8 protein-coding genes and 1 tRNA gene are annotated in these 10,616 nt (G+C 67.6%); 5 read left to right on the forward strand and 4 right to left on the reverse strand.

All coding sequences use genetic code 11. The features are described from left to right. Positions 1 to 36: 36 nt before the first annotated feature. A complete protein-coding gene (locus KDB67_RS12080) occupies positions 37 to 1,371 on the reverse strand; it encodes a M20/M25/M40 family metallo-hydrolase (RefSeq protein WP_291016032.1) in 1,335 nt (444 codons plus the stop codon). A gap of 108 nt (positions 1,372 to 1,479) precedes the next feature. Here KDB67_RS12080 and KDB67_RS12085 point away from each other — a divergent pair. The 3 genes from KDB67_RS12085 to entS all read left to right on the forward strand — a co-directional run bounded on the left by KDB67_RS12085 (position 1,480) and on the right by entS (position 4,813). Beyond that, positions 1,480 to 1,568: transfer RNA gene (locus KDB67_RS12085), tRNA-Leu, on the forward strand. Positions 1,569 to 1,803: 235 nt separating this feature from the next. Beyond that, positions 1,804 to 3,456: a protein kinase gene (locus KDB67_RS12090; protein ID WP_291016034.1), complete on the forward strand. Its 1,653-nt coding sequence runs from the start codon at positions 1,804 to 1,806 to the stop codon at positions 3,454 to 3,456. Positions 3,457 to 3,508: 52 nt separating this feature from the next. Next, positions 3,509 to 4,813, forward strand: a complete 1,305-nt coding sequence (gene entS, locus KDB67_RS12095) for an enterobactin transporter EntS (protein WP_291016036.1) — start codon at positions 3,509 to 3,511, stop codon at positions 4,811 to 4,813. A 9-nt stretch (positions 4,814 to 4,822) separates the two neighbouring features. Here entS and KDB67_RS12100 read toward each other — a convergent pair whose 3' ends face one another. After that, positions 4,823 to 6,403: an AMP-binding protein gene (locus KDB67_RS12100; RefSeq protein ID WP_291016038.1), complete on the reverse strand. Its 1,581-nt coding sequence runs from the start codon at positions 6,401 to 6,403 to the stop codon at positions 4,823 to 4,825. A gap of 23 nt (positions 6,404 to 6,426) precedes the next feature. Between KDB67_RS12100 and KDB67_RS12105 the strand changes: the two genes are divergently transcribed. Next, positions 6,427 to 7,077 carry an isochorismatase family protein gene (locus KDB67_RS12105; RefSeq protein WP_291016039.1) on the forward strand — a complete coding sequence of 217 codons (651 nt, stop codon included), beginning with the start codon at positions 6,427 to 6,429 and terminating at the stop codon, positions 7,075 to 7,077. Continuing rightward, positions 7,074 to 7,787 (forward strand): SDR family oxidoreductase, encoded by a 714-nt coding sequence (locus KDB67_RS12110; RefSeq protein ID WP_291016041.1) that lies wholly within the window; start codon positions 7,074 to 7,076, stop codon positions 7,785 to 7,787. Before KDB67_RS12105 ends, KDB67_RS12110 begins: the two co-directional genes overlap by 4 nt. Positions 7,788 to 7,804: 17 nt before the next feature. On the opposite strand, the gene meaB is transcribed toward KDB67_RS12110, so the two are convergent. Both meaB and scpA read right to left on the reverse strand, forming a co-directional pair. Continuing rightward, positions 7,805 to 8,794, reverse strand: coding sequence for a methylmalonyl Co-A mutase-associated GTPase MeaB (meaB, locus tag KDB67_RS12115; RefSeq protein WP_291016042.1), 990 nt, complete (start codon positions 8,792 to 8,794; stop codon positions 7,805 to 7,807). Further along, positions 8,794 to 10,616: methylmalonyl-CoA mutase (gene scpA / locus KDB67_RS12120; protein ID WP_291016044.1), on the reverse strand; the 1,823-nt coding region annotated here is incomplete at its 5' end. The genes scpA and meaB, both read right to left, overlap by 1 nt.

Consider the following 10,616-nt stretch of genomic DNA (forward strand, 5'->3'; position numbering starts at 1 on the left):
TGGGTGGTTCGGACGTCATCAACACTAGTTGGCCGATCAGCTGTGCAGCAGGAAGTGCTCCAACACGCGGGTCCCGAACAGCAGCGACTCGACGGGCACCCGTTCATCGACGCCGTGGAACAGCGCCGCGAAGTCGAGGTCGGGCGGCAGTTGCAGCGGTGCGAACCCGAAACACCGGATGCCCAGCTTGGCGAACGCTTTCGCGTCCGTGCCCCCGGACAGCATGTACGGGACGGTCTTGCCGTCGGGATCGTGCGCCAGAATCGCCTCGTTCATGGCGTCGACGAGATGCCCGTCGAAGGTGGTCTCGTACGAGTCGAGGTGGGTGATCCATTCGCGGGTGACGTTGGGTCCGATGAGTTCGTCGATCTCGGCCTCGAATGCCGCCTGACGGCCCGGGAGCACCCGGCAGTCGACCACGGCCTCGGCCTTCTGCGGGATGACGTTGGCCTTGTACCCCGCCTTGAGCATCGTCGGGTTGGCGGTGTCTCGTAAGGTCGCACCGATGATGCGGGCCAGGTTGCCCAGCTTGAACAGCGCCGTTTCCAGATCTGGGGTGTCCGGGCTCAGGTCCAGGCCGGTCTCGGCCGACACCTCGGCCAGGAACTGCGACACCGACTCGGTCATCACGAGCGGGAACGTGTGCCGGCCGATGCGGGCGACGGCCTCGGCGATCTCGGTGACGGCGTTGTCGGCGTGCAGGAATGATCCATGGCCCGCGGTGGCGTCCGCGGTCAGCCGCATCCACGCCAGACCTTTCTCGGCGGTCTCCACCAGGTACAGGCGCCGTTGGGTGCCGTCGGGACGGTCGACGGTCAGCGAGAATCCGCCGACCTCCCCCACGGCTTCGGTGACTCCGTCGAACAGGTCGGGTCGGTTCTCGACCAGCCAATGCGAACCCCACGCGCCGCCGGCCTCCTCGTCGGCGAGGAAAGCGAACACGATGTCGCGGGGTGGGACGGTGCCGTCGCGTTTGAACTGACGCGCCAGCGCCAGCGCCATGCCGACCATGTCCTTCATGTCGACGGCGCCGCGGCCCCAGATGTAGCCGTCGGACACCGACCCGGAGAACGGGTGCACGCTCCAATCGGCGGGTTCGGCCGGGACGACGTCGAGGTGGGTGTGCAGGAGCAGCGTGCCGCGCGTGTTGCCCGGATCGCCCTCGAGTCTGGCGAAGACGTTGCCACGGCCTGGCTGTCCGGATTCGACGTACTCGGTGACGTACCCCGCCTCCTCAAGACGCTGCGCCACCCAGCGGGCACATTCCTCCTCGCCCTTGGTGGTGCTCAGCTCACCGGTGTTGCTGGTGTCGAACCTGATCAGACTGCTGACCAGATCGACCACTTCGTCGACCGCGCGGGGGGTGCTCACCCCCTTTTACTACGTGATTTGGGGAACCGGGGCAACCTCGGTTACTGTAATCCAGCCGGTGCGAGAACGGCCCCCGCGAGGAGGCTGAGCGATCGCGGCAAACACCTTGTCCGGGTGGCGGAATGGCAGACGCGCTAGCTTGAGGTGCTAGTGCCCTATTAACGGGCGTGGGGGTTCAAGTCCCCCTCCGGACACCAGCAAGATCAATACACGCGAAATCCCCGGGATCCACATCGGATCCCGGGGATTTCGCATTCTCGCCCGCTCCGGTGCCGTTCGAACGGCCTACACCCGACTCCGGACCACACCCGAGGTTGCGGAGGGGTGTTAGATTCTGGGACATACGCTGCTTTTCCCCGGTAAGCGCAGCACCGGGTGGACATCGCAGCCGACAACATGACGGGCGCGGTATCAGGGGAAGGTCACTGTCACATGCACGCAGCCGGGGCATCCGTGATCGCCGGGCATCGGGTGTCGGCGGTCCTCGGTCAGGGCGGCATGGGAACCGTGTACGCCGCCCAGCATCCCAGACTGCCCCGGATGGTGGCGCTCAAAGTGCTCAACGTGCCGGTCTCCGCCGACCCGGAGTTCCGGCTCCGTTTTCAGCGGGAAGGACAACTCGCCGCCTCACTGGAACATCCGCACATCGTGCCCATCTACGACTGCGGCGAGGATCAGGGCCAGCTCTGGCTGAGCATGCGCCTGGTCCGCGGCACCACCGCTGCCGCGCAGGTGGCAGTCTCACCTCAGGGCATGTCGATCGAGGCTGCCCTGGACATCCTTCGCGCGGTGGCGTCCGCGCTCGATTTCGGGCACCGGCGCGGGGTGGTGCACCGCGATGTGAAACCGGCGAACATCCTCATCGACACCGAGACGAGTCAGGTCTTGTTGTCGGACTTCGGGATCGCCCGGCAGATCGGCGGCAACGACGGACTCACCGCGGCCGGAAGCTTCATCGGCACCTTCGACTACAGTTCGCCCGAACAGATCTCCGGCGATGATCTCGACGGCCGCAGCGACCAGTACGCCCTGGCGTGCATGGCCGTACAGCTGCTCACCGGGTGCAAGCCGTTCACCGGGCCGACCGCGGCATCGGTGATCAAACGTCACCTCGTCGATCCCCCGCCCTCGGTGGCGGCGATGCGTCCCGGGCTGCCGCCGACAGTCGACGTCGTGTTCACCCGGTCTCTGGCCAAGAAGCCCGCAGATCGCTATACCTCGTGCGCGGAGTTCGTCGCCGCGCTGGCGGCTGCGCTGCGCGCGCCGGCTCCCGTCGGGGCTTCACCCGCCGATGCGCCCACCCGGCCGATCGGCACCGGCGACACCACCCGGATCTCCACTTCGTCGTACTACGAATTCGTCGGTGAGGCAGAGGATTTCACGTACACCATCGCCGAGATCACGCATACGGTCACTGTGCGCCGCATCCGCGCGACCCGCGACCTGCCCCAGCATCGGGTCGCCGCGGGCGATCAGGGCGGCTGGCTCGAGTCACCGGCAAATCTCGCTGATCAGGCGTGGGTCGGCGATGAGGCGTGGGTGGTCGGTTCGGCGCGGGTACGTGAGAACGCCGTGGTCCGCGACAACGCGTTCGTCGGCGATCATGCCGACATCTCCGGCACAGCGCGTGTCGACGGTGATGCCTCTGTCTTCGGCGAGGCACGGGTTCTGGGCCAGTCCCGGATCTCCGGCAGCGCCGAGATCACCGGGAACGCGATGATCTCCGGCGGGGCGTGGGTTCAGGAGGATGCGGTGGTCACCGGTTCGGCGAGTGCGGGCGACCATGCCCGGATCTCCGGCAACGCCCATGTGTCCGGGGAGGCCCGAATCCTCGACTACGCCACCGTCACCGAACACTGCGTGATCTCCGGCCAGGCGCGGGTCGACGGCCACGCCCGGGTCGCGGGGTCGGTGACCGTTTCAGACAAGGCCACCGTCGGCGATCGTGCCCGCGTCTACGGCCGGGCGCAGATCGGCGGCAATGCCGTCGTCGCCGACGATGCGTCGGTGTCCGGGGACGCCCGGATCGGTGGTCGCACCCAGATCCTCGCCCACGATTCCGTCACCACCGGCACGCGGGGCTGATCGTCGCCACCCCGGCACTCACCGTCATCCGAGCATGGCTAGGCTAACCTGCGTGCCGGACCGTTCGATACTGATCGACCTCTCCCCCCTGCGCGAGAGCGCACCGTTTCGCCGGATCTTCATCGCGCGGCTGATCTCGCTCGTCGGGATCGGGATGCTGATGGTGTCGGTGCCGATCCAGATGTACGAGCTCACCAAGTCGTCGGCGCACGTCGGCGGTGCCACGGCCACCACCGGCATCAGTACGTTCATCGGGATGCTCATCGGCGGAATCCTGGCCGACAAGTACGACCGGCGCATCATGATCATCATCGGCCGGACCGGGGCGATGCTGGCATTCGGGGGCCTGGCAGCCAACGCGTTCGGGGTATTCGGTGGTGAACCGCGGTTCGTCGCCGTGTACGCGTTCGCCGCCGCCGACGGCCTCATCGGGGCGCTGTCGATCGCGGCGTTGATGGCCTCGCTTCCGACGCTGCTGCCGAAGGAGAAGATGGTCGCCGTCGGTGCCCTCAACTCGATCTCGGTGCGGGTGGGTACCGCGATCTCCCCCGGTGTCGCCGGTCTGATCATCTACGCCGCCGGTGTGGGCTGGACGTACACGGCGGCGACGGTTCTCTCGGCGATCACGGTGCTGCTGCTGTTCGGACTGCCGTCGATGCCGCCGACTGCTCATCCGGCGGCTCCCCCGCACGGACCGGGCCCCGATGACAGCGATGCCGAACACGACCCGTCGACCCAGTCGATCGGGGTGTTCCTGCGCACGCAGCGTGTCGTCGGGTCGGTGATGGCCGTGGGTGTGGTGGCGATGCTCGGTGCGGGTGTGGTCGCGCTGATCCCCGCCCTGGCCGACGAACGCTTCTCCGGCGACGAGCGGGCCATCGGATTCGCCTACGCGGCCTTGGCGGTGGGTGCGTTGCTCGCCGCGATCACCAGTGGCTGGCTACCGGGGGTACGCAGGCCCGGCGTGCTGCTCATGAGTGCGCTGATGTTCGCGTTCTGCCTGCACATGCTGTTCGGCCTCACGTCACTGCTGTGGCTTGCGCTGCTGATCCTGGTGGTGGGCGGTTACGGCGACACGATCCAGGAGATCCTGCGCTTCTCGCTGATCCAGCACCACACCCCCGGACCGATCCTGGGCCGGGTCACCGGCCTGTGGACCGCGCAGGAGGTGGGTGGTATCACCGTCGGTTCGCTGGTGGCCGGTATGTACGGCACCATCTGGCCGGCTTCGGATGCGATCGTCTACTACGGACTGACGATGCTGGTCCTGGCCGCGGCAGCGATGGCGCTGCTGGGCTCGCTGCGCCGGGTGGACTCGCTGCGTGCGTCGGCACCGAGCGAGCCCACCGCAGCCTGACTGACGTGATCAGTTCTGTGCGAGCAACTCCCGTAACCGCCTACGACTGACCTTGCCCACCCCGGTCTCCGGGAACTCCGCGATCACCTTGACCACGTCGGGCAGCTTCCATTCGGCCAGCCCTGCCTCGCGGACGAACTTGCGCAGCACCGGCAGCGTCGGCGGCTGCTCCGGGTCGACGGCGATCACGTACGCGCAGGTCCGCTCGCCCAGGAACTTGTCGGCGACGGCGACGACGATCGCGTCGCGGACCGCCGGATGTGCGAGCAGCTCCTCCTCGAGTTGTTCGGCCGACACCTTCTCGCCGCCCCGGTTGACCCTGTCGCCGCCGCGCCCGCGCACCAGCATGTTGCCCTCGGCGGTCAGTTCGACGACGTCACCGGTGCGATACCAGCCGTCGGGCGCGAACGATTCGGGACTGCGGCCGGCCCAATAGCCGCGAATCGTGTACGGACCCTGCGTCTCCAGGAATCCTGGGCCGTCGGTGACGATCTCCCCGTCCTCGGTGACCAGCCGGAGCTCGTCCGCCTCGGACATCGGCCGACCCTGAGTCGAGGTGATGACCTCCTCGGGGTCGTCGAGGCGGGTGTAGCACACCAATCCCTCGGCCATGCCGAACACCTGCTGCAGCGTCACCCCGAGCGCCGGGCCGATGCGTCGGGCCAGCTCATCCGGGCAGCGGGCCCCGCCCACTAGAACGGTGTCCAGCGTCGACAGGTCGAAGTCGGTGCCGGCCTCGGCGGTCTCGGTCCACAACCGCGCCAGCGGCGGCACCAGGCCCGTCATCGTGACCCCGGCACGTTCGACCATCTGCCAGGCCACCGACGGGCTCGGTGATTCGGTGAGCGCCACCGTGCCACCGGCGTACAGGGCGCCGAGGATGCCGGGCGAGCTCATCGGGAAGTTGTGCGCCACCGGCAGCGTGGCCAGGTACACCGTATCGGCGGTGACGCCGCAGACCTCATTGCTGCGGATCACGCTGTACAGGTAGTCGTCGTGGGTGCGCGGGATCAGCTTGGGAATGCCGGTGCTGCCACCCGAGAGCTGCAGGAACGCCATCTCCGACGGGTCCGACCGCTCATGGTCGATCGGATCGGCGTAGATAGTCGCGAGGTCGTCGACATCGATGATGTGCCGCAGCGACGGCACCTGCGCGGCCACCGATTCGGCGAGGGCGCGGTGGTCGACGGCACCGATGCGCCGCGGCGTCACGATCGCGACGGCCTCGGCCGCACCGGCGATACCCACCAACTCGTTCTCCCGGTGCGCAGGCAGCCCGAACACAGGCAGAGCACCCACCCGGAACAGGGCGAACACCACGATCACGTACTCGGCCTGGTTCGGGATCTGCAGCAGCACCCTGTCGTCACGGCAGATGCCGAGTGCCACCAGGCCGGCGGCGAGCCGGGCGACGTGGTCGTCGAGTTCGGCGTAGGTGAGGCCGGTGGTCGCGTCGATCACCGCGGTACGCGGGGCAACCTGGGGGTCGGCAGCGCGACTACGCAACATGTCGTCGAATGTTTCGCCGCGCCACAATCCCTGAGCGCGGTAGTGGTCGGCGAGTTCCTGGGGCCACGGTGCAACCTTCATCCAAGTGAGGCTACCCTCACAAGGTGGCCATTCCTAAGATCCCCCCGTACCCCGTCCCGACCGGGCCGTACCCGACGCCCGTGGACTGGACCATCGATGTCAGCCGTGTCGCCCTGCTCGTGCACGACATGCAGCGCTACTTCATCGACGCCTACGACGTGGCCGCCGAGCCCATGGCCACCGCCCTGCCCAACATGGTCGCGATCCGTGAGGCATGCGAACGCGCAGACGTACCGATCGTGTTCACGGCGCAACCAGGCGACCAGCACCCCTCGCGCCGCGGGATCCTCGCCGACTTCTGGGGCAAAGGCCTGTCCTCGGGCCGGGACGAGGAGATCATCGACGAACTGGCGATCCGCGAACACAACATCAAGGTCACCAAGTGGCGCTACTCGAGCTTTCAACGCACCGACATGCGGCACCTGCTCGCCCACCACGGGCGTGACCAGCTGATCGTCGTCGGCGTCTACGCGCACATGGGATGCATGATCTCGGCGACCGAGGCGTTCATGTGCGATGTGGAACCGTTTTTCGTCTACGACGCGCTCGGAGATTTCTCCGCGGAAGAACATGAGATGGCAGCCAACTACATCGCCAAACGCGCTGGGCGGGTGTTGTCGGCGGCCGAGGTGCTGACCGCGCTCGTCCCGTCCGCGCAAGCCGCCTCGCGGTGATTCCCGGAGTCACAGGCCGGCATGTCCTGGTCACCGGCGCCGCCGGCGGAATCGGCGGTGCCGTGGTGGTGGCGCTGGAGAGTGTCGGCGCGCAGGTGAGCGCCTGGGATCAGGCCGGCGTCGACGGTGTCCGCGCGGTGGACGTTCGGGATCAGGACGCGGTGCGGGAGGCCTGGCGGGCCACCGAGGCCGCCGGCGGCACGATCGAGTTGCTCGTCCACGCGGCCGGTGTGATGAGCGACGACTGGGATGTGTGCATGGCCGTCAATGCCGGCGGCGTGCGCAACACGCTCGATGTGGCGACGTCCGCGATGATCGACCGGGGTACCGCGGGTTCGATCGTGGTGCTCTCCAGCAACGCGGCCGCGATTCCGCGGACCGCGATGGCCGAATACGCGGCGTCCAAAGCTGCGGCCACCTCGTATACACGCAGCGTGGGACTTGCTGTCGCCGGGCACGGCATCCGCGTGAACGTCGTCTCCCCCGGTTCGACGCTGACGCCGATGCTCACCGGGATGTGGACCTGCGACGCCGACCGCGAGCGGGTGCTGACCGGTACGCCCGAACAGTTCCGGCTCGGAATCCCGTTGGGACGCATCGCCGATCCCGCAGACATCGCCTCGACGGCGGTGTTCCTGCTCTCGGATGCGGCCCGGCACATCACGATGCACGATCTGCGCGTCGACGGCGGGGCCACCCTGGACATGTGAGTCCTGCCGGTGGCCGATCAGCTGCCGTCGAATGCGGCGACGATCCGCTGCGCACCCAGCGCGGGCGTCAATTCACCTGTGCCGACGCAGGATTCGACGTCGCCCCGGATGCCGGTGACGCGTTCGTTGGAGGCCAGGCGGGAGAGGACCGTGTCCTGCACCATCGCCCACATCCAGTCGATCTGCTGGCGGGTGCGACGCCGGTCGAACTCGCCCGCATCCCGCAGCACCCGGTTGTGCTCGAGCACCGTGTCCCAGAACTCGTCGACGCCGGTGTTCTCGATCGCGCTCATCGTGCGTACCGGCGGTGTCCACAGCGCGTCGTGCGGGTAGAGCAGGCCGAGTGCGTTCTTGAGCTCCCGCGCAGCACCTTTGGCCTCGACCTGGTGTTTGCCGTCGGCCTTGTTCACCACGATCACGTCGGCCAGTTCCAGGACACCCTTCTTGATGCCCTGCAGCGAGTCACCGGTGCGGGCCAGGGTCAGGAAGGTGAAGGTGTCGACCATCCGGGCCACCTCCACCTCGGACTGGCCCACGCCGACGGTCTCCACCAGCACCACGTCGAAGCCCGCGGCCTCCACCAGGACAATGGTCTCGCGGGTCGCCTTCGTCACCCCGCCGAGCGTGCCCGACGTGGGTGAGGGGCGCACGTAGGCGTTCGGATCCACCGACAATCGGCCCATCCGGGTCTTGTCGCCGAGGATCGAACCACCGGTACGTGTCGACGACGGGTCGACGGCCAGCACCGCCACCTTGTGGCCCTGCGAGATCAGGTGCATCCCGAGGGCCTCGATGGTGGTGGACTTGCCGACGCCCGGGACACCGGTGATACCGACGCGGAACGACTTGCCCGCGTGCGGGGTCAGCGCGAGCAACATCTCCTGCGCGGCCTGGCGGTGGTCGGGCCGCGTCGACTCGACGAGGGTGATCGCGCGGGCCAGATCGGACCGGCGGTCGGCGAGCACTCCCTCGGTCAACGCCGCGACGTCAATCGGGCGGCGTGCCATCAGCTTTCGTCAGCCCCCGACGAACCCGAACCCGATGCGGCCAGCTCGAGGTCGAGGCTGTCGGCGAGTTTGCCGATCAGCTCGACCGCCGAGTCGGCGATGACCGTGCCCGGCGGGAAGATCGCCGCCGCACCCGCCTCGTACAGTTCGTCGAAGTCCCCCGGCGGGATGACGCCGCCGACCACGATCATGATGTCGGGACGCCCCACCTCGGCAAGGGCCTCCCGCAGCGCCGGCACCAGGGTGAGGTGACCGGCGGCCAACGACGACACGCCCACGACGTGCACATCGTTATCGGCGGCCTGACGGGCCACCTCTTCCGGGGTCGCGAACAGCGGGCCCACGTCGACGTCGAAGCCGAGGTCGGCGAACGCGGTCGCGATCACCTTCTGGCCTCTGTCGTGGCCGTCTTGGCCCATCTTGGCGACGAGCACACGCGGGCGCCGGCCCTCGGCGTCGGCGAACCTGTTGACGATGTCGATGGCCGCGTCGATGTTGCTCACCTGACCTGCCTCATGCCGGTACACCCCGCTGATCGTCTTGATCTCGGCCTGATGGCGACCGTAGACCTTCTCCAGTGCCTCGGAGATCTCCCCGACCGTCGCACTGTGCCGAGCCGCCTCGATGGCCAGCGCCATCAGGTTGTTCTCCATACCACCGTCCGACGATCCCGCCGCCCGGGTCAGATCAGCGAGCGCGGCCTGCACAGCGGCCTCGTCGCGCTCGGCACGCAGCCGCACCAACTTTTCGAGCTGCTCGGCGCGCACCTTGGAGTTCTCGACCTTGAGGACCTCGATCTCCTCGTCCTCGTCGACCTGATACTTGTTCACGCCCACGAGCGGCTGCTGACCGGAGTCGATGCGGGCCTGGGTGCGGGCGGCTGATTCCTCGATCCGTAGTTTGGGCAGGCCCTCGTTGATGGCCTGCGTCATGCCGCCGGCGGCCTCGACCTCGGCGATGTGGGCGCGGGCCTTCTGCGCGAGCTGATGGGTCAGCCACTCGACGTAGTTGGAACCGGCCCATGGATCGATCGACTGCGTGGTGCCCGACTCCTGCTGCAGCAACAGCTGGGTGTTGCGGGCGATGCGGGCGGAGAAGTCCGTCGGCAGCGCGATCGCCTCGTCGAGGGCGTTGGTGTGCAGCGACTGGGTGTGCCCCTGGGTGGCGGCCATCGCCTCCACGCACGTGCGGGCCACGTTGTTGAACACGTCCTGCGCCGTCAGCGACCAGCCCGAGGTCTGCGAATGCGTGCGCAGCGACAACGATTTGGCCGACTTCGGGTTGAAATCGGCGACCAACTCACTCCACAGCAGGCGCGCCGCACGGAGTTTGGCGACCTCCATGAAGAAGTTCATGCCGATACCCCAGAAGAACGACAGGCGGGGCGCGAACTTGTCGATGTCCAGGCCCGCGTCGAGACCGGCACGGATGTACTCGACACCGTCGGCGAGGGTGTATGCCAGCTCCAGATCGGCGGTGGCCCCGGCCTCCTGGATGTGATAGCCCGAGATGGAGATCGAGTTGAACTTGGGCATCTTGATGCTGGTGTACTCGAAGATGTTCGAGATGATCCGCATCGACGGCTTCGGCGGATAGATGTAGGTGTTGCGGACCATGAACTCTTTGAGGATGTCGTTCTGGATGGTCCCGGCCAGCTTCTCCGGCGGCACACCCTGTTCCTCGGCAGCCACCACATACAGCGCCAGAATCGGCAGCACCGCACCGTTCATGGTCATCGACACCGACACCGACCCCAGGTCGATGCCGGCGAACAACTGCCGCATGTCCAGGATCGAGTCGATGGCCACACCGGCCATACCGA

Origin of the sequence: Gordonia sp. (in: high G+C Gram-positive bacteria), assembly GCF_020438995.1 — a bacterium.
Lineage (GTDB): Bacteria > Actinomycetota > Actinomycetes > Mycobacteriales > Mycobacteriaceae > Gordonia.

Coding starts and splice junctions, on each gene's coding strand:
- KDB67_RS12090 (WP_291016034.1), top strand. CDS start 1,804: ATGCACGCAGCCGGGGCATCCGTGATCGCCGGGCATCGGGTGTCGGCG.
- KDB67_RS12100 (WP_291016038.1), bottom strand. CDS start 6,403: ATGAAGGTTGCACCGTGGCCCCAGGAACTCGCCGACCACTACCGCGCT.
- meaB (WP_291016042.1), bottom strand. CDS start 8,794: ATGGCACGCCGCCCGATTGACGTCGCGGCGTTGACCGAGGGAGTGCTC.